Source organism: Thermoactinomyces sp. CICC 10735 (genome assembly GCF_016055175.1).
In the GTDB taxonomy this organism is placed as follows: domain Bacteria; phylum Bacillota; class Bacilli; order Thermoactinomycetales; family Thermoactinomycetaceae; genus Thermoactinomyces; species Thermoactinomyces vulgaris.
On record NZ_JAECVT010000003.1, the window covers coordinates 261,997 to 286,057 of the forward strand.

Sequence of the window (24,061 nt, forward strand, 5' to 3'; positions counted from 1 at the left end):
CTGTTGTTCATATAAATTCCAATCTTTCATCCCATGAATACCAAAAACCGGAATCGGATTCCGGTTTTTGGTTCAATCCCTCATTGTTTTGTACTTTTTATCACCCTGACCGGATTTCCTGCCACAAAAGTGCCGGGGGGCACATCTTTGGTGACCACGGAACCGGCTCCGACCACCGCACGGTCTCCAATCGTCACTCCCGGAAGGATGGTGGAATTGGCGCCAATCATCACATGATCACCGATATGCACATCCCCCAACCGGTACTCATCAATCAAATATTCATGCGTCAAAATGGTGGTGTTGTATCCGATAATCGTATTTTTCCCGATATGGATTTTCTCCGGATACAAAATATCCATCATCACCATGAAAGCAACCGCCGTGCATTCTCCGATTTCCATGCCGGTCAGCTTGCGATAAAACCACCTTTTCAACCCCATCCACGGCAAATAACGGGCAACCAAGATCACGAGGGTGTTTTTAAACACTTTCCAAAAGGGAACCGTCCGGTACACCTGCCATAATGAATTAGGCCCGCTCACTTTGAATCGTTCCGTCTTGCGCATGTTGTCCGCTTACCCCTTCTCTGTATCCAAAATGCGAAGCAAATCACGCATATCATGCAAATAATAGGCTGGCTCATACTTCTTCAGTTCCTCCGCATGAAGGCTCCAACCCACCGCTGCCGCATCGACCCCGGCGCGCTTGGCCGCCATCAAATCATAGCGGCTGTCTCCAACCATCAATGCCTCCTCCGGAGCCGCCTTCAACTGTTCCAAAGCCAGAAAAATCATGTCCGGAGACGGTTTTGCCTCGGGAGTGTCCCCGATGCAAACGATGGTTTTCATAAACGGGGTCAGTTGAAACAGATCCAATCCTCTTTCCACCACGACCCGCCGTTTATTGGAAACCACCCCCATCACCACACCGGCTTGATCCAACGCTTGCAAAACCTCCCGGACATGGGGAAACGCTTCGGCATATTCATCATGATGCTTGATATTATAGGCATGGTAGGTTTTCACCATCGCTTCGGCCTGATCAGGATCAAAACGGCGCATCTGGTCGAGCAGAGGCTCCCCCATGATCTTCAGCACATCTTCCCGAGTGTACTTTCCCGGACAATGCTGACTGAGCGTATGCATAAAAGAAGCAAGAATCAACGAATTGGTATTGATCAACGTTCCATCCAAATCAAAAAGGATGACGGAATATTTCACGCTTGTTCCACTCCTTCGGGATTTAAGCTTTTTTACTTTCACCGGCCTGCTTTGGGACAGTTCCGCTCATGCGACGCCAAATGATGAGAACCAGCCCCGCCAAGACGCCGATCAGGCTCACCAATTGTGCAATGCGGATGTTCCCCCCGGTTAACATTCCCGGTTCGAACAACAATTGCATCGGGGACCAAAGCCCAGCCAGCAGTTGTTCCAAAAAGCCGGGGCCGGAAAACGCAAGGCTGTCTGTCCGGAGGCCTTCAATGAAAAAGCGGCCCAATGAATACCAGATCAAGTAGGAGAAGAAAATCTCGCCTTGCCGGATGCGTATCTTTCGTAAACCGATCAGCAAAAGGAACCCGGCCAAATTCCAGATCGATTCATACAGGAACGTCGGATGATAGTACACACCGTAAATATTCATCTGCTCTATCAACCATGAAGGCAAATGCAAGCTTTCCAAAAAAGCCCGCGACACTTCCCCACCATGGGCTTCCTGATTGACGAAATTTCCCCAACGTCCGATCGCCTGGCCCAAAATGATACTCGGGGCTACAATATCCGCCATTTGCAAAAATGACAAACCATGCTTGCGCACAAATATGTATCCGGCTGTAAAAGCACCGATCAATCCGCCGTGAATCGCCAGTCCGCCTTTCCAAACGGCAATGATGTCTCCGGGATGCATGGCATAATACTCCCATTCAAAGAGCACATAATAAAGCCGGGCTCCCACGATCGCCGAAGGTAATACCCAGATCATCATATCCAATAAAATATCCGGATCCAGCCCCTGGCGCTTTGCTTCCATTGTCGCCAACCACAAACCCAACATGGCGGCCGTCGCCATAATGATCCCGTACCAATGCACCTGGATCGGGCCGATGGAAAAGGCCACGGGATCAATCACCATGAACGTCATTCCCTTCATCCCCCTTCTTCCCCAAACAGTAATTTCACGGATCCACCCTTCCATTTTGAACAAATTTGGTCTTCATTGTAACCTAAAAATTTTCGCAAAGAAAATCCCTTTCAGATCAAGCGGTTTTCATTCAAAGCAGATTGGCCTGTCCAAAGCAACGTCATAAAAATCCCGGCGGACTTTCTGTGCAATATTTTTCATTTTTTTATCGAATTATTTATTATGGACATAAAAAGTCTGATTCATTAAAATAGTATACACAAATCATTGGAGGGATTTATTTTGTTGGCGTTCGATTTACACCGAGAAGAAGCAGAACGTTATGATTGTATGGAATGCGGAAACAGCCAAAGTGTGTATATCATGGGAGATCGCGGATTTTGCTCCACTCCCGGATGTTTGTCCAATGATCCCATCCAGTTTGTGTACCTTCCCCATTGGCGCAAGCCGAAAACTTGTCACGCCGATCGCGAAATCACGCTTGAATAATAGATCACAGCCGGCTGCTCCTGACAAAAGAAGCAGCCTTTATGCGTGGTTTGACACCTTTTTGAACGATTCCTCCCCACGCGGCCTCCAACATTGTTCCAGCACCAGACAGATCAACATCCCCACCAGTAATCCGTTGCTCATCAAGGACTGAATCACCGGGGGAAAGTTTTGGAACACTTCGGCAGGAAGAAACATCATTCCCACCCCGGCCGACATGGTGATACCTAAAATCTGAAATCTCCGTGAATCCAGAGCTTCTTTTAACACGCCTTTCAAACCGATGCCGAACATTTGCCCGAAAGAAGCCAGCAATACCGCATAGGCCACCGGGCCCGGCAATTGGGCGAAAAACGAGATGATAGGCGGGATGCATGAAATGGCGACAACCCCGATACAGGCTGCCAGATAAGGACGTCTCCTCTTCTCGCCGGTCATGCTGACAAAGCCGGCGGAAACCGTCAAAGGAACCATTCCGACCGTCGAAAAAAGAGACGAAGCGAGCGTCGCCACCCCGTTGACCGTTCCGGAACGGGACAACAACCCGGATTCCAAGCGATTCTTCCCGGACAACACTTGTTCCATGGCTGACACACTTGCAATCAAATTGGACAAAAGCAACAACACAATCACCAATACGGTTAAAATCATGTTCGGATCAAAGACCGGCGTTCCCCAGGCAAAAACGGACGGAAGGGTGACAAAAGAAGAAAAAGAAACCGGCGCCGCATCATAACCCAACCCTGCAAAACCGGCCCAACCTGCCGCAATGCCGATTAAAACCGCATAATTTTTCATCCAGCCTTTTCCCCAAACGGAAAGAACCCACACCAACACAAAAACCGCCACCGACACGAGCAACAATTTGCCCTCCAAAGCATCACGTCCTTGCCCGATCCCGAACATTCCCTGAAAGAACACACCGCTTAACTGGAGCGACAACAGCATTAAAAATGACCCAGTCACCAAAGGGGTAAATAAAAACAGGATTTTCGGAAGCAAGCGGAAGGCAGAAATAACGATGATGATGACTCCGGCCATGATCATCGCCCCTTCCAACACCCGTAAGGTCTCCGAAAGCACGGCTTCACCGGCCCCGGCCATGGTTCCCATCACCGTGAACATGCCGAGCCAGATTCCCGCCGGACCGTCTGCCAAAGGATAACGGTGCCCCAGCCATCCCTGCAAAAAAGAAGTCAATCCGATTACAAAAAAAGTCCGCTGCATCAAGCCGGCAACTTCTGCAGCAGAGAGATGATAAAGCTGGCCGATGACAACGGGTAGCGAAAGGGCATTTGCCAACAAGAAGACCACCCATTGCAAAAAGGAAAAACCCTCTTTCATCCATGCATGTTCATTTTTCATCAAATTTTTCTTCTCCTCCTCCCGGATTCAACCCCATCAATCAAATTCCTCACTGTCATCAATCGCGGAACCCAATTGCTGGACAAATTGTTGCGCGGCATGATAACCCATTTGCTTCAACCGGTAGTTCATGGCCGCCACTTCAATAATCACCGCCAGGTTTCTCCCCGGGCGGACCGGAATGGTCAACTTGGGGATTTCTGTGTCGATAATGCGGATTTTCTCTTCATCCAGGCCCAATCGATCGTATTGGCGTTCTTCCTTCCATGCCTCCAAATGAATGGCCAGCGAAATTTTCTTTTTATCGCGTACGGCTCCGGCCCCAAACAGCGTCATGACATTGATGATCCCGAGTCCCCGGATCTCCAGGAGGTAACGGATCAATTCCGGGGCATGTCCGACCAGCGTCCCTTCTTCGGACTGGGTGATTTCCACCGCATCATCGGCAACCAACCGATGGCCGCGCTTCACCAGTTCCAATGCCGTTTCACTTTTGCCGATTCCGCTTGAACCCGTAATCAGCACGCCGATTCCATACACATCCACCAACACCCCGTGCATCGTTGTGGCCGGAGCCAAGTATTTTTCCAGGTAATTGGTCAATTTGCTGGCAAATTTGGTGGTTGCCAAGGAAGTGCGCAAAATCGGCACCTTTTTCTTCTTGGACGCCTGGATCAATTCGGCCGGCACTTCCAACTGCCGCGTTACGATAAAACAAGGGATTTCCGAGTGGCACAACCGCTCCAAACGTTCCTCTCTTTTTTGCCTGGTCAATCCTTCAATAAAGGACAATTCCGTTTTGCCAAGCAACTGCAAACGTTCGACCGGATGATAAGTGAAAAAACCTGCCAGCTCCAATCCCGGCCGGTACAAATCCGCGACGGTCACGGCACGGTCCAATTGATCCCAACCATAAATCACTTCCAGGCGAAACTCTTGTATTAACTTTTCCAGTGTAACCTTTTTACTCATCGTCCGTATCTCCTAACATCCAACCGGCCTTTGATTGCCTTTTTGCCGGCGGACAGTTTTTTATTCTCACGGATGCCGTTCCTCTGCCGGCTTGACTTGTTTCATATCCTAAAATACCTTTTTTTCTGTTTCTTTGTCAAAACGGAAGGAGAGATTTTCTCTCCCGGCGTGACACAGGGAATATCCGGCTTCTTGTCGAATAAAAACCATAAACACGGAAATGGAAGCCGTCAAGGAGGAAACGCATAATGCGCATAGTGGCTTGGCTCCTGATTCTGGCAGGCGGCATTTTCTTTTGTTACAATATGTATCATTGGCAGAAAGAAGCATCGGTCGTGGAACAGAATGAACAACTGGCGGCATCCATTGCCCCCGACTGGCATGTCCAAACCACGATGCCTTCTTTAAAACAGGGAGTCTCCGTCCCGCCCCCTCCCGTCCGCCAAGGTGAAAAGCTGGGAGAATTGGTGATTCCGAAACTGGGCCGGATTCTCCCGATCGTCAAAGGAACGGATTCCGATTCCTTAAAAAAAGGGGTCGGATTATACCAAGGGCATGGCACGGTTTACCCCGGGGACACCGGGCATGTTGTCCTGTCCGGCCATCGGGACACTGTTTTTCGGGATTTGGGCAAATTGAAAAAAGGAGACCGGTTATACATAAAATACGGGAACTATCTCTTCACTTATCAAATCCGTAAATCTTGGATCACCCACGCCGATGACCGGACCGTGATCGTTCCCATTTCCCGTCCGGTTCTGACCCTGTCAACTTGTTATCCGTTTGATTACGTGGGAGATGCCCCGGATCGGTATATCATCCGGGCTGAATTGATTCAAATTCAAGAAGGTGAAAACAAACATGATCATCGCAGTCGGATCGACCAATCCCGCTAAAGTCGGGGCTGTTGAAGAAGCGTGGCAGGAATTTAACCGGACCGGAACGGTTTTATCCGCTTCCGTTCCTTCCGGGGTTTCAGACCAGCCTTTTTCCGATGAGGAAACCATCGAAGGGGCCATTCACCGTGCACGCCGCGCCAAAAAAGCTTTGGACGCAGCCATCGGAATCGGCTTGGAAGGCGGAGTGACCGAAACGCCTAATGGTTTGTTTTTGTGCAATTGGGGAGCCCTTGTGGATGAAAACGGCCGTGTGCAGCTGGCCGGAGGGGCCCGGATTCCGCTTCCGGATTCATTCAGGACTCCGCTGAATCAGGGAAAGGAATTAGGATGGATCATGGAGGAATATTCCAAACAAAAAGGGGTTCGCCGGGATCAAGGAGCCGTCGGCATCTTCACCAACAACCAGGTGAAACGAAAAGAAATGTTTATCCATGTTTGCAAACTGCTTTTCGGACAATACCAATTTTACAAACATCATTCATAAAAAGGCTTGTGTTTTCCACAAGCCTTTTTATGTTGCCGGTTAATCCGTAAACCAACCCAAAATCCAGTTGGCCACGGTCATGATCAACGCCCCCAAAAATGCGGCGACAAATCCTTCCACTTCAAACCCGTCCACAAAGAAGCTGGCCATCCAAAACATGAACGTATTAATCACAAATGAAAACAAGCCCAATGTCAAAATGGTGATGGGCAAAGTCAACACCTTGATGACCGGCCGGACAATCAGATTGATGATGCTCAGTGCAATCGAGGCGAAAAGAGCGGCTTTCCAGCTTTCCACTTCAATTCCCGAAACCAAATGGGAAGCAAGAAAGACAGCAATGGCGCCCACAACGATTTTTAACAGGATTCTCATAAACATTCTCCTCCTTACTTAATTCATACCCGATTGTTCAAAGATATAAAATGCTTTGTGAACAATCAACCTTTTTCTTGAATCCCCCTCTGTCCCGGATGAGAAGGAGCAAAAGTTATGGAATCCATTCAACCGCCATGGCTGTCTTTTTTTGCAAACGGATCAAGCCGTCCGGAAAAGCCGGCGTCCCGCTTTCCTGTATCACACAAACTTCAGGATGCCATTTCTTCTCCCGTGCATTGGTTCACCATTTCGACCAGTCTTTTCTCCAGTTGCCCGGCAATCCGTTTCACCCGTTCACTTTCCACTTCCTTGGCAAGTTCACTCAGACGTAGAACACCGACACGTACGGTATTTTTTTCTTGATCCCAATAAACCATGCATTTGGCCGGAAGCAAAAATCCACAGTCGGGATGTTCGGTTAACAGCTGTTTCGTCAAGTCGGCGTGAGACAACTCAAGAATGTAATAAGGCTGATTGAACCGGATTCCTTGTTCAAACAATTTTGTGGAAATATCATACTTCCATAATAATCGGAATTTATGTTCGGCGATTTTTTCCTCCAAACGCTTCAGCACCTGTTCCGTCGAAGCGCCTTTCACATCCACGACATATGAATACATCTCTCTCCTCCTCTTTTCAAACCGGTCTTCTTTTCCTATTGTATCATGATTTCTTTCCAATCTTTAATACACTGTATTCATGAATGAATAGAATCATGAAACCGAACACACTCTTTGATCCCTTCAATTGACTAATAATCAATCTCATTTTATAATTATTATAAATTGATATTGACTTTAATATATAGCCGTGCTATTGTAAAAATACAATGAATCAGCCCTTTCCTGCATTCAGGGATCATGCCACGGGTATACTTATCTTTAGGTTCTTCAGCAAGGAGGGGGATGGACTAAATGGATTGCCAACAAAAAATCACATCCGAAGTTGTAGGAAAAATCGAAAATGGTAAAGTGGTCTTATATCATCTTGGAAAAAAAATCGGCCATATTCCGTTGGACGAAAAGCTGCCTCATTTGGAAGAAGGCTATCAGTTCAAAAACGGAGACATCCATTCTTCACTCATCCCACCATCCCAACCTTCGCCTGACTCGTATGTGAGCGATTGCGATTTGGGATGGTGTTGACATAAAAAAGCAGGGGAAATCATTCCCCTGCTTTTCCTTTTCGCTGTTGCTCCATGACTTGCGAGCCCAGCGCCACAAGACGTTTTGTCATCTCTCCACCTACTGACCCATTGGCACGGGCTGTGGTGTCAGCCCCCAACTCGACTCCGAATTCTTGAGCGATTTCATTCTTCATCTGTTCCAATGATTCTCTGGCACCCGGAACAACAAGCCTGTTTCTTCTAGCCATTCGAATCACTCCTTTGTCGTAAGGTGGTGATGAACGTCTTGCATTATTCAGTTTGTCCGCAATTCCGTGCAATTATTGATTCCTTACTTTGGGGTTGCGGTCTCTTCCCGTTTTGCCAGCAGGGTTTCCATGCGTTTTTTGTCTCTTTCCAAAATCGGCGCCAGGAATTGTCCGGTATAAGATCCTTTGCTCTTGGCCACTTCTTCCGGTGTTCCTTTGGCAACGATCGTTCCCCCGCCGCTTCCGCCTTCCGGTCCCAGGTCAATCAGATAGTCCGCTGTTTTAATCACATCCAGATTATGCTCAATGACGACCACCGTGTCCCCGTTTTCCACCAGCCGCTCCAACACTTTGAGCAACCGCGCGATATCATCGATGTGAAGACCGGTGGTGGGTTCATCCAGCACATATAACGTCCGCCCTTGACTCCGTTTATACAACTCCGAAGCCAATTTCACCCGTTGGGCTTCCCCCCCGGACAATTGCGTGGCCGGCTGTCCCAGTTTGATATACCCCAGCCCCACGTCATAAAGGGTTTGCAATTTCCGTTGGATCCGGGGAATATTCGCAAAGAAATCCAAGGATTCCTCCACCGTCATTTCCAAGACATCCGAAATGCTTTTTCCTTTGTATTTCACTTCCAAGGTTTCCCGGTTATACCGTTTCCCTTTGCATTGTTCACACGGTACATAAACATCCGGCAGAAAATGCATTTCAATTTTAATAATACCGTCCCCGCGGCAGGCCTCGCACCGTCCGCCTTTGACATTGAAACTGAAACGCCCTTTCTTGTAGCCTCTCACCTTGGCTTCCGGCGTGGATGCAAACACTTCGCGGATATCATCAAACACCCCGGTGTACGTTGCAGGATTGGAACGCGGTGTTCTCCCGATCGGAGATTGGTCGATGTTAATGATTTTATTTAAATGTTCGGCGCCTTCGATTTTTTTGTGCTTGCCGGGCACCGTTTTGGCTTTGCCCAACCGGCGCGCCAAACCTTTTAACAAAATTTCATTAACCAGTGTACTTTTTCCCGAACCGGAAACGCCCGTCACACAGGTGAATACGCCGAGAGGAAAGGCAACATCGATATTTTTCAAGTTATTTTCCCGTGCTCCCGACACTTTGATCCATTTGCCGTTCGGCTCTCTCCGCTTCTGTGGCACGGGAATGAAACGGCGGCCGCTTAAGTATTCCCCTGTCAACGATTTTTCATTTTCCATCAATTCCTGCGGCGTGCCGGCAGCAACCACTTTTCCCCCGTGGGCTCCGGCACCGGGACCGATATCGATGATGTAATCGCAAGCCAACATCGTGTCTTCATCATGCTCCACCACAATCAGGGTATTCCCCAAATCCCTCATCTCCTTGAGGGTGGCAATCAAGCGGTTGTTATCTCTCTGATGGAGGCCGATGCTCGGCTCATCCAGAATATACAAAACCCCCATCAATTTGGACCCGATCTGGGTCGCCAGGCGAATCCGTTGCGCTTCTCCCCCCGACAATGTCCCGGCCGCACGGGACAAACTCAGATAACCGAGTCCCACATTGACCAAAAAACCGAGCCGGCTTTTAATTTCTTTTAACACTTGATAAGCGATTTGGTTTTCCTTGTCCGACAAAGACAGGTTTTGGAAAAATTCCAGCGCCTCTTTGATCGAGAGACGGGTGACCTCATCGATGTTTTTTCCGCCGACGTAGATATGAAGAATCTCCTTTCTCAGGCGGGCCCCCTTGCAAGAAGGGCAAGACTTGGTTGTCATATAGGTTTCCAAATACTCGCGCACCATGTCGGAACCGGTTTCTTTGTAACGGCGGTTCAAATGTCCCACCACCCCGTCAAACCGGGCCATGGCTTCCCGTTCAAAACCGCTGTTTCTCACATATCTGAAAGGAAACCGTTCGTCGGAACCGTAAAGGAGAATTTCCTTTTCCTTTTGGCTCAAATCCTGAAACGGCTTATCCATGTCGATTTGGAAATGGTCGCAAGCGGCTTTCAACAGTTGTTCGTAATAATGATTGCCGTTGGAAGAAGACCAAGGCTCGATTGCTCCTTCGTTCAGGGAAAGGGACGGATCGGGAATCACCAGCTGCGGATCGATCACCAACCGGTTTCCCAGTCCGTCACAAGCCGGACACGCGCCGTACGGGCTGTTAAAAGAGAACATGCGCGGAGACAATTCCTCGATGCTGAACCCGCATTCCGGACAAGCCAGCTTGGAGCTGAATAACAGTTCTTCTCCGCCGATCACATCCACCAGCACCTCACCATCACTGATCGCCAGAGCGGTCTCGACAGAATCCGTTAGCCGGGTGTTCACGCCCTGTTTGACAATGATCCGGTCCACCACCACTTCGATGGTATGCTTTTTGTTTTTCTCCAGTTTGATCTCTTCAGACAAATCCCGGAGTTCCCCGTCAATTCGGACACGCACATACCCTTGGCGGCTGATGTCTTTTAAAAGCTTGATATGCTCCCCTTTTCGCCCTTTGACGACCGGTGCCAAAATCTGTATCCGGGAACGCTCCGGCAATTCCATGATCCGGTCCACCATTTGCTGAACGGTTTGCGATTGAATCTCGATTCCATGCACCGGACAATACGCATGTCCCACCCGCGCATAAAGCAAGCGCAGGTAATCATAAATTTCGGTCACGGTCCCGACCGTGGAACGGGGATTGCGGCTCGTCGTTTTCTGGTCGATGGAGATCGCCGGGGACAACCCGTCAATTCCATCGACATCCGGCTTGTCCATTTGCCCCAAAAACTGGCGGGCATAAGCCGAAAGCGATTCGACATAACGACGTTGCCCTTCGGCATAAATGGTGTCAAACGCAAGTGAGGACTTTCCGGAACCGCTCAACCCCGTGATGACGACAAACTGATCACGCGGAATCGTCACATCAATGTTTTTCAGATTATGCACCCGTGCACCGCGAACGACAATCTTTTCTTGCGACATGTCTTAAACCTCCGCTTTCAATTCGATAATCAAATCCCGCAATTCGGCAGCACGTTCAAAATTCAACTCTTTGGCGGCTTGTTTCATTTCTTTTTCCAAGTCGCGGATCAACTTGTTCCGTTCAGACTTGCTCATTTTCTTCGTTTGTTTCCCTGTCACATATTCAGCGGTTTGTTCCGCCACTTTGGTCGCTTCAATCACTTCACGCACGTCTTTTTTAATCGTTTGGGGGACAATTCCGTGTTTTTTATTGTAGGCCGCTTGAATTTGCCGACGGCGCTCCGTTTCATCAATCGCTTTTTTCATGGAGTCGGTGATCTTATCCGCATACATCACCACTTCGCCGCGGGCATTTCGCGCAGCCCGGCCGATGGTTTGGATCAAAGAACGCTCCGAACGCAAAAAGCCTTCCTTGTCGGCATCCAAAATCGCCACCAAGGAAACTTCCGGTAAATCCAATCCTTCCCTTAACAGGTTAATCCCAATCAACACATCAAATTCACCCAAGCGCAGATCACGTAAGATTTTCATCCGTTCAATGGTTTTGATATCCGAATGCAAATAGCGGACTTTGATCCCCATTTCTTTCAGGTAATCCGTCAAATCCTCCGCCATTTTTTTCGTCAGGGTCGTCACCAGCACGCGTTCATCCCGTTCGATGCGGTCATGAATCATCCCGATCAGGTGGTCAATTTGCCCCTTGATCGGATGGATGTGGATTTTCGGATCCAACAACCCGGTCGGGCGGATGATCTGTTCCACCACTTCCGGCGATTTCTCCAATTCATACGGCCCCGGTGTCGCGGAAACAAACAAGATTTGATTGATTTTCTCTTCAAACTCACTGAACTTCAGCGGCCGGTTGTCTTTGGCCGACGGGAGCCGGAAACCGTGTTCCACCAACATCTCTTTTCGCGCCTGATCCCCGTTGTACATCCCGTGAATTTGCGGAATTGTGACATGGGATTCATCCACAATGATCAAAAAGTCTTTCGGGAAAAAGTCCAACAACGTGTAAGGCGGTTCCCCCGGCTTTTTGCCGACCAAGTGGCGGGAATAGTTCTCGATCCCGGAACAAAATCCGACTTCCCTCATCATTTCCAAGTCATATCGTGTCCTCTGCTCCAAACGTTGCGCTTCCAGCAGTTTTCCTTGCCCCCTCAGTTCCTTGAGGCGTTCTTCCAGCTCCTGTTCAATCCCTTTCAAAGCCCTTTCCATCACATCGGAACGGGTGACATAGTGAGAAGCCGGAAAAATGGCAACATGTTCCCTTTCCCCGATAATTTCTCCCGTCACGACATCAATTTCGCGAATCCGGTCAATCTCATCCCCGAAAAATTCCACCCGGACCGCTTGTTCACTCCGGGAAGCAGGGAAAATCTCCACCACATCGCCCCGCACCCGGAATGTTCCGCGCACAAAATTGATATCGTTTCGTTCATATTGGATATCCACCAACTTTCGCAACACTTCGTTCCGGTCCCTTTCCATTCCCACTCGCAAGGAAAGGACCAGATCCCGGTATTCTGTCGGTGAACCCAAGCCGTAAATACAAGAAACACTTGAGACGATAATCACATCTTCCCGCTCAAACAGAGCGCTGGTTGCCGAGTGGCGTAATTTGTCAATTTCATCGTTGATGGATGCATCTTTTTCTATATAAGTATCCGTTGCCGGAATATAAGCTTCAGGTTGATAATAATCATAATAACTGACAAAATATTCGACGGCATTATGGGGGAAGAATTCCTTCAACTCCCCGCACAACTGCGCCGCCAACGTCTTGTTGTGCGCAATCACCAGCGTGGGTTTGTTGACCCGGGCAATCGTTTGGGCCATGGTAAACGTTTTCCCCGTCCCCGTGGCTCCCAAAAGGGTTTGGTACTTGTTGCCCGCCTGAATTTGGCGGACCAGTTTCTCAATCGCCTGCGGTTGATCCCCACGCGGCTCAAAATCCGACACCAGTTGGAATTGTTTTCCCATCCGACTCACCTCATTTCCACATGAAAGTATTATAACATACGGACACGACCTATAAGAACATTCGTTCCGAATCCAAAAAAAGCCTTTCCAGACCGGAAAGGCTTTTGGCTGACACCCGACGGGCGCCTGAATCCCCAAATTGCGGCCCAAGTCAGGACGTGGACCGGACGCGGGTTTTTTCGTCCGCCGGAAGGGCGGGAATCACTCCCAAATCAGCCGGATCATCCTCAAATAAAGTTTTTTGGGTGATGTGCAGGTTCTGATGTTCATCCAACACTGCCAGCTTGCAATGGGTCGCTGTTTCCGCCACCCGGGTCAGCTCCTCCATGCTCCGGACGGGCCGTCCGTTACAGCGCTGAATCACATCGCCAGTTCTCAATCCCATCGCTTCTGCCGGGGAATCCGGAATCACAGCCAGAACCTTCACACCTTGATGGTTGGAAACAAAATACGGCGTTGAACGTTTTTCCATCCACTTGGTTCCAAGATAGATCCCTTCATGCCCCAGCACCGCCAAAACCGCCATGATCCACCCGCCGGACTCCCATCCTTCCAAAAAGGCCAGCCCCAAACTTAAAATCACGGCATACAAAAAAGTAAAGGTGGATGTCTGCCTTTTTTGTTTTTTCAACATTCCCGACAGATTCATCCGCGCAAAACTCAAAAAAACCGGAAGCGGAATCCAACCATTTGGACCGCTCAACAGCAAAGGAACCGGCCAGCCTTTTTTCAGCATGAAACCACTCACCTGATTGACTTGGACCGGATAAGCTCCGTTTTCCCCATCCAAGCGGATCAAAGCCCATTCCAACCAATGGCTGGCGGCAATCAGCCATAACCAGTCCCGGGCAGGGAAAGCATACACCATTTCGGGGACCGGGAAAGGATCCAGCCACGTTGTTTCCGTCACGCAATAGTGAACCAGGCATAACATGCCGGCAGAATAAGCAAGACAAGCAAAACGCAGTCCAAAGACGGACAAAAGGAGCGTCAGGCTCCAAACCATGAACCAGTCTCCGGGTTGAATCTCCCACCGGCCCCCGGACAAACACAGGGAACCGGCCAAACCGACAATCAACGACCAGCAAGTTGTCCGAAGCAACAAAGCCCACTTGGGTTCCAAAACACTGTGAAACGTTTTGAGTTCATATCGCCTGCGCACCCACACATATACCACAATCATCCCTGTTCCCAGCCAAAAAGCCGGGTGAATGAACGTTGAAAACCACTTGGTCAAAAAAGAAAGCGGATCTTCCCAAACAGACCACAATTTGTCCTTCCTCCATATCATAAAAAATACCCCAATGGAAATCATTGGGGTATTTTCTATATTTCCGGGACAAATCCTTTATTTTTTCTTCAAGAGCTCCACTGCCACCTGCAATGTCACATCATTTTTCGGGTCGCGCAAAAAGTTGATAAATGCTTGTCGCAATTTATCGGAGGATACCTCATCCAGTTGTCCTGTCTCCGGAATTCCTTCTTTCTTTTGGAAGGACTTGACAGCCTGTTCGGTAGAACCGTCAAAATATCCGTCCGTGCGCCCCGGATGGTAACCCAGCGCATCCAAAATCAACTGCATATTTTTGACTTCGGTTGAATTATCATCTTTTTTTAGCGGTGCATCCGGCTGGGGAGGAAGCACATTGGCATATGCGGGTTTCTTCACGGGAACATCCGGTTTGATCCCTTTGGTTCCGCCATGCTGGTCAATCCAGTTTCCTTCCGGCGTCAACCATTTGGCGATGGTCAGTTTCAAGTTGCTGCCGTCATCAAAGGATTTGGTGGTCTGAACCGTTCCTTTTCCGAAGGTGGTTTCCCCGACCAACGGATATCCACCGGATTCTTTTAAAGCGGCTGCGAGAATTTCAGACGCACTCGCACTGCCTTTGTCAATCAAAACCGTGATGGGATAAGGCTTTTTGGTTTCCTGTTTGGAATGATATTCCGTGCGGCTTCCCGACTTATCCTCCGTCATCAAGACGCGTTTTTTGCCGGGCACCAATTGGTCACAAATTTCCAATACGGACTGCAAAAGGCCACCCGGGTTTCCGCGGACGTCAATGACAAGCCCGTTGATCCCCTGATCCTCCAGTTTTTTCAGCTCTTTGGCAAAATCTTCTGCTGTATTTTCCGAAAACTGCGTCAATGTGATCCGTCCGATTTTGTCAGGCAACATCGTTGCTTCCACGGTTTGAAGCGAAATTTCATCCCGCACCACCGTAATGTTTAGCGGTTCGCTGACGCCGGGACGGGAAATGAGCAATTGGGCTTTGCTTCCCTTCGGACCGCGGATTTTGCTGACCGCCTCTTGAATGTCCATTCCTTCCAAGCTTTGCCCGTTGACTTTTAACACTTGGTCACCTGCACGCAATCCGGCTTTTTCCGCAGGCGAATCCTTGATCGGCGCAATAATGGTCACTTGGCCGTTGGTCAATGTCACTTCGGCACCGATTCCCGTAAAGGATGACTGCAAATCTTCCTCAAATTGCGCTGCTTCTTTCGGACTCATGTAGGCGGAGTAAGGATCCCCCAGGGATTCAATCATTCCTTTGATGGCCCCGTCAATCAATTGTTCTTCATTTACTTTATGTAAATAAGAAGAAGTAATCGTTTGATATGCTTGCTTTAATTTCCCCTCGTGTGTTTCAAATGATTGAGACCGGTCAAAAGAAAACAGGGTTCCGGATTCCAGTTGATCAATCAACCCCCCGTCACCCACAACCAGCACGGTAAGCAAACTGCTGAAAATCATTGTCACAACCGTAATGATCGCGACGGTCCTGCCTTTAAAATTCATTGTCAGTAAACACCCACCTTTGGATCCCCTTGCAGGCGATCCGGATCAGCCCTTTATACTCTTTAATGTATGACAACCCCGGACAAAATAGTCGTCCGGGATATTATTTTAACTATATCACATTTTTAGTTCATATACCGTTCCGGGTCATAAGACGGCGGTTGGGCCCCTTGTCCGATCCGTACTTCAAAGTGCAAGTGCGGTCCCGTTGAGTTTCCGTTATTTCCAATCGCTGAAATGACCTGCCCGGCTTTTACTTCTTCCCCGGGTTGCACTTTGACTTGGTTGGGGTAACTGTGAGCATACCGGGTAAAGAAAGGCATGCCTTTATAATGTCCGTGATAAATGGTGATCAACCAACCATATCCGGAAGACGCACGGCTGGACACCACGACACCGTCAGCTGCGGCCTTGATCGGAGTGCCGATCGGTCCTCCGTAATCCACTCCCGCGTGAAGTTTTTTCGTTCCAAAGATGGGATGCACACGGTATCCGTAACTGGAAGTCTTTGTGACAGTGGTCGGTTTAATGAGCGGACCGGTGTATGCAAAACGAAGCTTGCCCGAACGCCATTCCGCCAGGTTGATCTGAATCAATTCGTCTTTATGTTCCTCCAGAATGCTTTCCAGCTGCTGCAGGCTGGCATCGGACGCTTCGAGTTCTTTCATCAACTTTTGATATTCTTTGTTAATTTGATCAATCAGCTTTTGTTGTTCCTCAATTTTCACCTGTTTTTCGTCAATGGCTTTCTGGCGATCGTCGACCGCTTTTTGGTATTCGGCCACGATTTTATAATCTCCTTTGACGAGAAGGCGAATGATTTCAAAGCGGTTCAAAAACTCATTAAAATCCTCTGCAGCCAGCAACTGGGCCAAGTAGTTATTTTCTCCGTGCAAATACATCCGGCTGATGCGAACATCAAAATCTTTCCGGATCTCTTGCAAATCTTTTTCCGCTTCCTGCCGCTTTTGCTCAATGGGCTCGATTTCCTTCTGGATGGACTCAATCTTTTGATCTGCTTCGTCCATCTTGCTTTTAAACTCTTCCATCTTCTGTTTCAAACTTTGCTGTTTCTCCAGGATTCCTTGTTTGTCCTCACGGACGCTGTCGATTTTTTCCCGGAGCGACTCGGCTGACACTGTTTGTGGAGGAGTCATCATTGCCGTCAATGAAGCAATCAAAGCCATGGTTAACCATTTCTTACTCATTGATATAAGCGCCTCCCAGTCTTTCTCCTAGTTCCCCATCGCCTTCCTGTTCTCTGTTCTTTTTTATATCACTCAAAACATATGAATATAGTTTAATTCTATTTTATATGGAAACATACAAAGAAATTTTGACGATTTTATCCTTTTTATCCAATTTGCTTGATGGGGTCAATGAAAATGGGAAGTCGATCTAATCACCAGGATTAGATCGACTTTATCCATGATTTGTTCTAGTAATATTGCAAGGGATCCACCGGTTTCCCGTTTTCATGTATTTCAAAATGCAGGTAGGGCACCAACTGGGGATAGTTCCCGACCGAAGCGATTTGTTGCCCTTTTTCCACACGATCCCCGACCTCAACTTGCACTGTGCTTGGATACATATGGGCATAAAGGGTCTTGAATCCATTTCCATGATCAATCACAATATAGTAGCCGTATCCGCCCGGGTCCGATTTTGTCAATACAACGATGCCTGAAGCCGCAGCCACAATCGGTGAGCCCATCGAATTTTTGATGTCAATTCCTTCGTGGCTTCCGTTTCGTTCCCCGAATTCAGAAGAGACTTTTCCGCCCGGTTGCGGCCAGGCCAAAGTATCATTCTCATGCCGGTCCGGTGAAGAAGATGCCGGCGGATGGGAATTGCGAACCTGTCTGTTTTTATCCTCCTGACGAACGGGTTGCATTTTCTCGGGCTCCGGCTCCCGTACCGGATGCTGAAGCGTCCGGCTTTGCTGCTGATACAACGCCGTATAACGTGTCAAATGTTGCCGGGCTTCTTTCAGCAAAGCCTCTTTTTCTTTTTTGCTTTTCTCGATCATGGCCACTTCATTTTCCAAAGCTTTTTTCTCTTTCAAATATTGCTTGATCACGGCACTTTCATTTTCCACGAACATAGAAAGAATATCCAGGCGCATCAAAAACTCCGAAACGGAATTCGCGCTCAACAAATAATAGAGATATTGATTTTTGTGACTTCTCTTATATATATGTACCAGCACCGCCTCAAACCGCGCTTCCAGCATGCTCAGTTTTTTTTGTTTCTCCAACAGGTTCATTTTCTTTTGCGCGATTTCTTCATTTAACCCCGCAACTTGCCGCTCCCTGGCCATAACCTGTTTTTTGGCTTCTTCCAGTTTGATCCATGCCGGGTTCTTCTGGTGTTCACTGTTTGCTTTGACCGAAAGCGGGCTTGCGAGGCTGAATAAGACCGCCTGAACAAGCATCATTGTAGTGACAAACCATTTTCGAACCACTTTGGTCGTACTCCTCCCGTTTCAATTCAGCTTACTTGCCCTGTTCCGGGGGCAAATAAGAGATGGGATCGACAGGTGTACTTCCTTTATGTACTTCAAAATGCAAGTGAGGTCCGGTTGAAAATCCATTACTTCCCACAGCTGCGATGACATCTCCCGCCGATACCTTTTGGCCGACTTCCACTTTTACCGTTTGAGCATACATGTGGGCATAAAGCGTGGAAAGTCCGTTCCCATGGTAAATGACAATGACATAACCGTATCCATTTGAAGGACGGGCTTCAATCACTTCACCGGACGACGCGGCACGGATCGGGGTCCCCATTTTCGCTGCGATATCCATCCCTTCATGCATCCGGTATTCCCGGTGAACCGGGTGATATCGCATGCCGAACGGGGAAGTCACCGTCCCGTTTACCGGCCAAAGAAAGCCGTCGCTTGCCGGAACATTGCCGTCCGGATGGTTTTGTTGCTCTTTTTTGCGGGCTTCTTCTTCCCGTTTGGCCACCCAGTTGCGCAATTCTTTCCGGGCCTGAATGTTTTGGTCCTCCAATTCCGCCAGGTTCGTCTCCAGCGCCGCCAACTTTCCTTCATGTTGTTGGTATTTTTTTTGGAGTTGAGCAAAAACGCCCTGGGCTTCTTTTTGTGCTGTTTGTAAGTTTGCCAAATCCTTTTGTAATTCCTGCTCAACTCCGGCCAATTCTTTTTGTTTGTCGGTATATTTTTGGATCACGCGCTGATCGGCCCGGGCCAAAATGCTGATATAATCGTACCGTTTCAGGAAATCCCCGATGGAGTCGGATTGTAACAAAAGCTCAAAGTAAAAATTGTTTCCTTTTAAATAAATATCCTGCATGCGATGTTTGTAAGTTTGACGCAAAAGATCCAATTCCCTCTCAACGCTTTTGCGCTCTTCCCGTTTTTCCTTTATTTGGTTTTCCAGTGCATAAACACGCATGTCCAACTGGTTGAGTTCCTTCTTTTTCGCTTCAATCTGACCCAAAATTTGTTTCATGTCCTCTTGCGCTAGTTCTTTCTTTTTTTCCAGTTGCAATATTTCTTGATCCCGTTGTCGGATTTCCTCTTTTTTCTCATCGATGGAAGAGGAATCTGTGATTGCAAAGCTGTCTTTGACGGGGATCAAAGAAAAAACCAGCAAAAAAGAAAATATCCCTGCAAATTCTTTCCTAATCACTTTGCTCCTCCTCGAACTAGATTCCTCCTCTTTACACTTTCAAGAAACGGCGCACGGAAATAATGCTTCCCAGTGTCCCGATCGCTGTTCCTAGAGCGAAAATGCACAAGGTCACATAAGTACCCAGCGAGAGGATCGGCATCATTTTCAGAATGGATTGGGCTTCACCGGCCCCCAAAATGGTGTAAGCCACTTGATAGAGAACCAAAACCAGGATGGTCGGAACGAGGGCACCAACCCATCCGATAAACGCCCCTTCAATAAAGAACGGCCACCGGATGAACCAGTTGCTGGCTCCCACCAGCCGTTGGATTTCAATCTCTTTCCGACGGGCAATAATGGTCAGCTTAATGGTGTTGGAAATCAAGAAGGCGGCAAGAGTCGCCAGCCCCAATCCGAAAATCAAAATGATGTTCCGAATCCAGCTGGACAATGTCAGCAATTGCTCGGTCACATATTCACCGTCATCCGCTTCGTCAATTCCCGTCACCGATTTCACCTTTTCGGTCAGGCTTTTGATCTGATGGGGATCTTTGGGTACAACCGTGATGACGTCAGGCAAGGGGTTTTTCCCTTCCCCTTCATAACTGCGGAAAATTTCCGTTCCTTCCTCTCCCCATTGGGCCTTCAGCTGACGCAATCCTTCTTCCTTCGGCACCAGTTCCGCACTTTTCACTTCGGGCATCGATTCGATTTGTTTCAATACTTGGAGCTGCTGGTCATCCGTCAACTGCTCGGCAAGTGCTGCACGAATCGCCACCTGTTTATCCAGCTCCACCGCCATGTAGCGGACGTTGAATGCAAAAATGAGGAAAATACCGAAGATAAACAGCGTAACGGCTACAGCACTGATCGCGGCAAAACTCATCCAGGCATTGCGACGCACGCCGCGATAAGCTTCCCGAAAATGTCGCGATAATGTCTCAATCCTCATAGCCGTATTCTCCTCCCATTTCGTCCCGGACAATCACACCTTGTTCAATGGCAATGACGCGTTGTCTGAGTGTGTTTACAATTTCTTTGTTGTGTGTCGCCATTACGATGGTGGTTCCGCGCCGGTTAATCTCTTCCAGCAGATACATGATGTCCCAAGAGTTTTCCGGATCGAGGTTTCCGGTGGGCTCGTCCGCTATCACAAAAGTTGGATTATTGACAATTGCGCGAGCGATTGCCACACGTTGCTGCTCCCCTCCGGAAAGTTGCGACGGCAAGGCATGCATCCGGTCCGCCAGACCAACCAGCTCCAAGACTTCGGTGACTCTCGGTTTGATTTTGCGTTTGGGAGCCTCGATCGCTTCCATCGCAAAAGCAACATTTTCAAAAGCTGTCATATGCGGAAGCAATTTGAAATCCTGGAACACGACACCGATTTTGCGGCGAACATGCGGAATTTTCCAATCGCGTACCCGTTTGACGTTGACCCCGTTGATCAGAACAACGCCGTGCGTGGGTTTTTCTTCTCTGTACATCAGCTTGATAAATGAACTTTTCCCCGCTCCGCTCGGTCCGACCACATACACGAATTCTCCCTGGTCGATCCGTACGTCCACTCCGCGGAGAGCTTCAACCCCATTTGGATAAACCTTCCACACATCATGCATTTCAATCACGAAAACTCACCCCAGGAAACATGATTTTCAATATAGTTTATCTCTCTCCATTTTTTCTCCTGCTTACTGATGGTAACAAAAATGGTTCGCCACTTCATCCCATTATCATCCTAAATTTGAAGAAAAATATCAAATAAAGAAATGGCTTACTTTCCTTCAAAAACTACTTCAATATTATAACACCATTCACCAATTTCCCGGGTTAATATTTTGCAAAATCATTTTTTATTCAAAAATACAAAAAACCCCAAATGATGGTGATTTGGGGTATTATCTTACCATAGAATTCCTTCCTAGTAAATATTGGATAAGGTTTCCCGCTGCTTTTTAAGCGTGGCGATTTTGTTTGAAAGTGTCTTCAACACTTGTTCTTTTGCGGTTCCTCCCTCGCTTTTGCGCGCATCCACCACATTTTCCAGTTCCAAACAGGAATAGACATCTTCCCCGATTTCCGGGGAGAAACGGTGAAACTCTTCCAAGGAGCAATCACTCAAGGTTTTTTCTTTGTGAATGGCATACAAAACCAGCTTTCCGACAATTTCATGCGCTTTGCGGAAAGGAATGCCTTTGCCCACCAAATAATCGGCCAAATCCGTTGCATTGGCAAACCCTTGCCCGGCATGCCGTTTCATTTTCGATTGGTTGACTTCCATCGTTTCAATGAGGGCCGCCATCAAACGAAGGGAACCTTTTAACGTGCGGACCGTATCAAAAACCCCCTCTTTGTCTTCCTGCAAGTCTTTGTTGTAGGTGAGGGGCAAAGCTTTCAGCGTGGTCAACAAAGCCATCAAATGCCCGAACACCCGTCCGGTTTTTCCGCGGATCAACTCCGGGATATCCGGGTTTTTTTTCTGCGGCATCATGCTGCTTCCGGTGCAAAACGCATCATCCAGGATGACATATTGAAACTCTTCGCTCGACCACAGAATCAGTTCTTCCGACAGCCGGGACAAATGAACCATCACCAAGGAACAGACTGAGAGAAACTCCACCAAATAATCCCGGTCACTCACCGCATCCATGCTGTTATCGTAAAGCGAGGAAAATCCCAACGCTTTTGCAACCATTTGCCGGTCGATGGGAAATGTCGTTCCCGCAATGGCACCGGCCCCCAACGGACAGCAGTTGACGCGTTTGAAGCTGTCGATGAACCGTTGTACATCCCGTTCAAACATCGAAACATAAGCCAATAAATGATGGGCAAACCGGACGGGTTGCGCGCGCTGCAAGTGAGTGTATCCCGGCAATATGGTATCCACGTGTTTCTCGACCTGTTTGAGCAAAGCTTCCTGCAATTCCAGGATCTTTCCGGCCAGATCGACCGTCTCCTTGCGCACATAAAGGTGCATATCCAAGGCAACCTGGTCATTCCGGCTCCGTCCGGTGTGCAATTTTCCGCCGACTTCCCCGATTTCGTCGATCAGCATCTTCTCGATGTTCATGTGAATGTCTTCATGTTCAATGGAAAATTCGGCTTTCCCTTCCCGGACTTTTTGCCGGATGGTTGACAAACCTTCCAGTATCCGGTTTGCTTCTTCCCCGGTGATAATCCCGCATGCGCCCAGCATTTTCACATGCGCCATGCTCCCTTCGATGTCTTCTTCAGCCAATTCTTTATCAAATCCAATGGATGCATTAAAGGCTTCCACCCACTGGTGTGTGGTCTTGGTGAAACGCCCGCCCCACAGTTTCATGGTCTTCCTCCTTTTTATGCACGCTTGCATAAATATTCGTCGGCAATCCCCACAATTTAATAAACCCGACAGCCGCCTGATGATCAAAACTGTCTTCATTGGAGTAGGTGGCCAATTTTTCGTTGTATAACGAATAAGGGGAAATTCTTCCCGTCACCGTCGCATGGCCTTTGAACAAGTTTACGCGAACCTTTCCGGTCACCACTTGTTGCGTTTCTTCAATGAACGCATCCAGCGCTTTTTTCAGCGGCGAATACCAAAGCCCGTCATAAACCATTTCCGACCACTTTTTCTCAACCGTGGCCTTGAACTGCAAAACATCTTTCGGCTGCGTCAAAAATTCCAGTTCCCGGTGTGCGTTGATCAATGTGACCGCTCCCGGACATTCATAAACTTCACGCGATTTAATTCCCACCAGCCGGTCCTCCACATGATCGATCCGTCCGACCCCGTGTTTTCCGGCCAACTTGTTCAATTGCTCCAAAATCTCAGGGAAAGAAAGCCGGTTTCCATTCAGGGATACAGGAACGCCTTTTTCAAAAGCGATCTCGATTTCGTCCGGTTGATCCGGGGTGCCGGCCAAAGGACACGTCCATTCATAAGCAGCTTCCGGAGGCGCCTGCCACGGATTCTCCAATTCACCGCATTCACAACTTCTTCCCCACATGTTTTGGTCAATGCTGAACGGATTGTCCAAATCAACCGGAATCGGAATCCCGTGTTTTTTTGCATAAGCAATTTCCTCATCCCGGGTCATTCCCCATTCCCGTACCGGGGCCACCACTTTCAACTTTGGATTCAATGCCGCAACCGAAACATCAAACCGGACTTGGTCATTTCCTTTTCCCGTGCAACCGTGGGCAACGGCAACGGCCCCTTCTTCTTTTGCGATTTCAACCAGCACTTTGGAAATCAACGGACGGGACAAGGCCGAATGCATCGGATACTTTCCTTCATATAAAGCATTGGCTTTCAAAGCCGGCAGCAGGTATTCTTCAGCAAACAACGCTTTGGCATCGACCACAACGGATTTGACTGCTCCCACTTTCAACGCCTTGTCCTTGACAAAATCCATGTCTTTGCCTTCCCCGACGTCCAATCCGACCGCAATCACATCATAGCCGTATTTTTCTTTCAACCACGGAATCGCAACTGATGTATCTAAACCACCTGAATAAGCTAAGACCACTTTCTCCTTACTCATGGGTATCCCTCGCTTTTAATAAAAATTCATTTATATGTATGATTA

At 48.4% G+C, this 24,061-nt stretch carries 23 protein-coding genes; 4 read left to right on the top strand and 19 right to left on the bottom strand.

The window, feature by feature from the left end; genetic code table 11:
* Window positions 1-80 precede the first annotated feature (80 nt).
* The 3 genes from I8U23_RS07565 to lgt are packed head-to-tail and all read right to left on the bottom strand — an operon-like array spanning window position 81 to window position 2,142.
* Window positions 81-569, bottom strand: a complete 489-nt coding sequence (locus tag I8U23_RS07565; RefSeq protein WP_138614831.1) for an acyltransferase — start codon at window positions 567-569, stop codon at window positions 81-83.
* 9 nt (window positions 570-578) lie between these two features.
* Window positions 579-1,223 (bottom strand): pyrophosphatase PpaX, encoded by a 645-nt coding sequence (gene ppaX, locus I8U23_RS07570; protein ID WP_049720666.1) that lies wholly within the window; start codon window positions 1,221-1,223, stop codon window positions 579-581.
* A gap of 22 nt (window positions 1,224-1,245) precedes the next feature.
* Window positions 1,246-2,142, bottom strand: a complete 897-nt coding sequence (gene lgt, locus I8U23_RS07575; RefSeq protein WP_049720667.1) for a prolipoprotein diacylglyceryl transferase — start codon at window positions 2,140-2,142, stop codon at window positions 1,246-1,248.
* 285 nt (window positions 2,143-2,427) lie between these two features.
* Between lgt and I8U23_RS07580 the strand changes: the two genes are divergently transcribed.
* Window positions 2,428-2,631 (top strand): hypothetical protein, encoded by a 204-nt coding sequence (locus tag I8U23_RS07580; RefSeq protein WP_131470896.1) that lies wholly within the window; start codon window positions 2,428-2,430, stop codon window positions 2,629-2,631.
* Between the two features lie 39 nt (window positions 2,632-2,670).
* Here the strand turns inward: I8U23_RS07580 and I8U23_RS07585 are convergent, their stop codons facing one another.
* Together I8U23_RS07585 and hprK are read right to left on the bottom strand one after the other, a co-directional pair.
* A complete protein-coding gene (locus I8U23_RS07585) occupies window positions 2,671-3,996 on the bottom strand; it encodes a purine/pyrimidine permease (RefSeq protein ID WP_049720758.1) in 1,326 nt (441 codons plus the stop codon).
* Between the two features lie 36 nt (window positions 3,997-4,032).
* Window positions 4,033-4,968: an HPr(Ser) kinase/phosphatase gene (gene hprK / locus I8U23_RS07590; RefSeq protein WP_198050886.1), complete on the bottom strand. Its 936-nt coding sequence runs from the start codon at window positions 4,966-4,968 to the stop codon at window positions 4,033-4,035.
* A gap of 248 nt (window positions 4,969-5,216) precedes the next feature.
* Between hprK and I8U23_RS07595 the strand changes: the two genes are divergently transcribed.
* Together I8U23_RS07595 and I8U23_RS07600 are read left to right on the top strand one after the other, a co-directional pair.
* Window positions 5,217-5,864 (top strand): class D sortase, encoded by a 648-nt coding sequence (locus tag I8U23_RS07595; protein ID WP_049720668.1) that lies wholly within the window; start codon window positions 5,217-5,219, stop codon window positions 5,862-5,864.
* Window positions 5,830-6,351 carry a DUF84 family protein gene (locus I8U23_RS07600; protein ID WP_037993292.1) on the top strand — a complete coding sequence of 174 codons (522 nt, stop codon included), beginning with the start codon at window positions 5,830-5,832 and terminating at the stop codon, window positions 6,349-6,351. Before I8U23_RS07595 ends, I8U23_RS07600 begins: the two co-directional genes overlap by 35 nt.
* A gap of 39 nt (window positions 6,352-6,390) precedes the next feature.
* Here the strand turns inward: I8U23_RS07600 and I8U23_RS07605 are convergent, their stop codons facing one another.
* Both I8U23_RS07605 and I8U23_RS07610 read right to left on the bottom strand, forming a co-directional pair.
* Window positions 6,391-6,726, bottom strand: a complete 336-nt coding sequence (locus I8U23_RS07605) for a phage holin family protein (RefSeq protein ID WP_037993291.1) — start codon at window positions 6,724-6,726, stop codon at window positions 6,391-6,393.
* A gap of 212 nt (window positions 6,727-6,938) precedes the next feature.
* Window positions 6,939-7,349, bottom strand: a complete 411-nt coding sequence (locus I8U23_RS07610) for a DUF302 domain-containing protein (protein ID WP_049720669.1) — start codon at window positions 7,347-7,349, stop codon at window positions 6,939-6,941.
* A 294-nt stretch (window positions 7,350-7,643) separates the two neighbouring features.
* On the opposite strand from I8U23_RS07610, the gene I8U23_RS07615 reads away from it, so the two are divergent.
* Window positions 7,644-7,874 carry a DUF2553 family protein gene (locus I8U23_RS07615; protein WP_037993289.1) on the top strand — a complete coding sequence of 77 codons (231 nt, stop codon included), beginning with the start codon at window positions 7,644-7,646 and terminating at the stop codon, window positions 7,872-7,874.
* Window positions 7,875-7,893: 19 nt separating this feature from the next.
* On the opposite strand, the gene I8U23_RS07620 is transcribed toward I8U23_RS07615, so the two are convergent.
* The 12 genes from I8U23_RS07620 to I8U23_RS07675 form a co-directional block, all read right to left on the bottom strand.
* Entirely contained in the window at window positions 7,894-8,103 is a 210-nt protein-coding gene (locus I8U23_RS07620) for an alpha/beta-type small acid-soluble spore protein (protein WP_037997788.1), read from the bottom strand.
* Window positions 8,104-8,186: 83 nt separating this feature from the next.
* Entirely contained in the window at window positions 8,187-11,066 is a 2,880-nt protein-coding gene (gene uvrA / locus I8U23_RS07625; RefSeq protein WP_198050887.1) for an excinuclease ABC subunit UvrA, read from the bottom strand.
* A gap of 3 nt (window positions 11,067-11,069) precedes the next feature.
* Window positions 11,070-13,049 (bottom strand): excinuclease ABC subunit UvrB, encoded by a 1,980-nt coding sequence (gene uvrB / locus I8U23_RS07630; protein ID WP_198050888.1) that lies wholly within the window; start codon window positions 13,047-13,049, stop codon window positions 11,070-11,072.
* A gap of 151 nt (window positions 13,050-13,200) precedes the next feature.
* Window positions 13,201-14,319, bottom strand: a complete 1,119-nt coding sequence (locus I8U23_RS07635) for a PDZ domain-containing protein (RefSeq protein ID WP_037997781.1) — start codon at window positions 14,317-14,319, stop codon at window positions 13,201-13,203.
* Window positions 14,320-14,397: 78 nt separating this feature from the next.
* Complete coding sequence (locus I8U23_RS07640; RefSeq protein ID WP_037997778.1) at window positions 14,398-15,849, bottom strand: S41 family peptidase; 1,452 nt, start codon at window positions 15,847-15,849, stop codon at window positions 14,398-14,400.
* A gap of 125 nt (window positions 15,850-15,974) precedes the next feature.
* Window positions 15,975-17,057 carry a murein hydrolase activator EnvC family protein gene (locus I8U23_RS07645; protein WP_049720671.1) on the bottom strand — a complete coding sequence of 361 codons (1,083 nt, stop codon included), beginning with the start codon at window positions 17,055-17,057 and terminating at the stop codon, window positions 15,975-15,977.
* A gap of 230 nt (window positions 17,058-17,287) precedes the next feature.
* Window positions 17,288-18,313, bottom strand: a complete 1,026-nt coding sequence (locus tag I8U23_RS13720) for a murein hydrolase activator EnvC family protein (protein ID WP_049720672.1) — start codon at window positions 18,311-18,313, stop codon at window positions 17,288-17,290.
* Window positions 18,314-18,344: 31 nt separating this feature from the next.
* On the bottom strand, window positions 18,345-19,508 hold the full coding sequence (locus I8U23_RS13725; RefSeq protein WP_049720673.1) for a murein hydrolase activator EnvC family protein: 1,164 nt from the start codon (window positions 19,506-19,508) through the stop codon (window positions 18,345-18,347).
* Window positions 19,509-19,539: 31 nt separating this feature from the next.
* The gene (gene ftsX / locus I8U23_RS07660) at window positions 19,540-20,442 is read right to left on the bottom strand and encodes a permease-like cell division protein FtsX (RefSeq protein WP_037997775.1); all 903 of its coding nucleotides are present in this window, start codon (window positions 20,440-20,442) and stop codon (window positions 19,540-19,542) included.
* Window positions 20,432-21,118: a cell division ATP-binding protein FtsE gene (gene ftsE / locus I8U23_RS07665; RefSeq protein ID WP_037997772.1), complete on the bottom strand. Its 687-nt coding sequence runs from the start codon at window positions 21,116-21,118 to the stop codon at window positions 20,432-20,434. The genes ftsX and ftsE overlap by 11 nt, the downstream gene beginning before the upstream one ends.
* A 293-nt stretch (window positions 21,119-21,411) precedes the next feature.
* Entirely contained in the window at window positions 21,412-22,812 is a 1,401-nt protein-coding gene (gene argH, locus I8U23_RS07670) for an argininosuccinate lyase (RefSeq protein WP_049720674.1), read from the bottom strand.
* Window positions 22,754-24,016: an argininosuccinate synthase gene (locus I8U23_RS07675; RefSeq protein WP_037997769.1), complete on the bottom strand. Its 1,263-nt coding sequence runs from the start codon at window positions 24,014-24,016 to the stop codon at window positions 22,754-22,756. Before I8U23_RS07675 ends, argH begins: the two co-directional genes overlap by 59 nt.
* Between the last annotated feature and the right edge of the window lie 45 nt (window positions 24,017-24,061).

Bases quoted from the DNA above. Each gene is read 5' to 3' on its own strand.
- uvrB (WP_198050888.1), bottom strand. From the start codon at position 13,049: ATGGGAAAACAATTCCAACTGGTGTCGGATTTTGAGCCGCGTGGGGAT.
- I8U23_RS07565 (WP_138614831.1), bottom strand. From the start codon at position 569: ATGCGCAAGACGGAACGATTCAAAGTGAGCGGGCCTAATTCATTATGG.
- I8U23_RS07675 (WP_037997769.1), bottom strand. From the start codon at position 24,016: ATGAGTAAGGAGAAAGTGGTCTTAGCTTATTCAGGTGGTTTAGATACA.
- I8U23_RS07645 (WP_049720671.1), bottom strand. From the start codon at position 17,057: ATGAGTAAGAAATGGTTAACCATGGCTTTGATTGCTTCATTGACGGCA.
- I8U23_RS07640 (WP_037997778.1), bottom strand. From the start codon at position 15,849: ATGAATTTTAAAGGCAGGACCGTCGCGATCATTACGGTTGTGACAATG.
- I8U23_RS07615 (WP_037993289.1), top strand. From the start codon at position 7,644: ATGGATTGCCAACAAAAAATCACATCCGAAGTTGTAGGAAAAATCGAA.
- lgt (WP_049720667.1), bottom strand. From the start codon at position 2,142: ATGACGTTCATGGTGATTGATCCCGTGGCCTTTTCCATCGGCCCGATC.
- hprK (WP_198050886.1), bottom strand. From the start codon at position 4,968: ATGAGTAAAAAGGTTACACTGGAAAAGTTAATACAAGAGTTTCGCCTG.
- I8U23_RS07600 (WP_037993292.1), top strand. From the start codon at position 5,830: ATGATCATCGCAGTCGGATCGACCAATCCCGCTAAAGTCGGGGCTGTT.
- I8U23_RS07620 (WP_037997788.1), bottom strand. From the start codon at position 8,103: ATGGCTAGAAGAAACAGGCTTGTTGTTCCGGGTGCCAGAGAATCATTG.
- I8U23_RS07585 (WP_049720758.1), bottom strand. From the start codon at position 3,996: ATGAAAAATGAACATGCATGGATGAAAGAGGGTTTTTCCTTTTTGCAA.
- I8U23_RS07595 (WP_049720668.1), top strand. From the start codon at position 5,217: ATGCGCATAGTGGCTTGGCTCCTGATTCTGGCAGGCGGCATTTTCTTT.
- ftsX (WP_037997775.1), bottom strand. From the start codon at position 20,442: ATGAGGATTGAGACATTATCGCGACATTTTCGGGAAGCTTATCGCGGC.
- I8U23_RS07605 (WP_037993291.1), bottom strand. From the start codon at position 6,726: ATGAGAATCCTGTTAAAAATCGTTGTGGGCGCCATTGCTGTCTTTCTT.
- uvrA (WP_198050887.1), bottom strand. From the start codon at position 11,066: ATGTCGCAAGAAAAGATTGTCGTTCGCGGTGCACGGGTGCATAATCTG.
- I8U23_RS07610 (WP_049720669.1), bottom strand. From the start codon at position 7,349: ATGTATTCATATGTCGTGGATGTGAAAGGCGCTTCGACGGAACAGGTG.
- argH (WP_049720674.1), bottom strand. From the start codon at position 22,812: ATGAAACTGTGGGGCGGGCGTTTCACCAAGACCACACACCAGTGGGTG.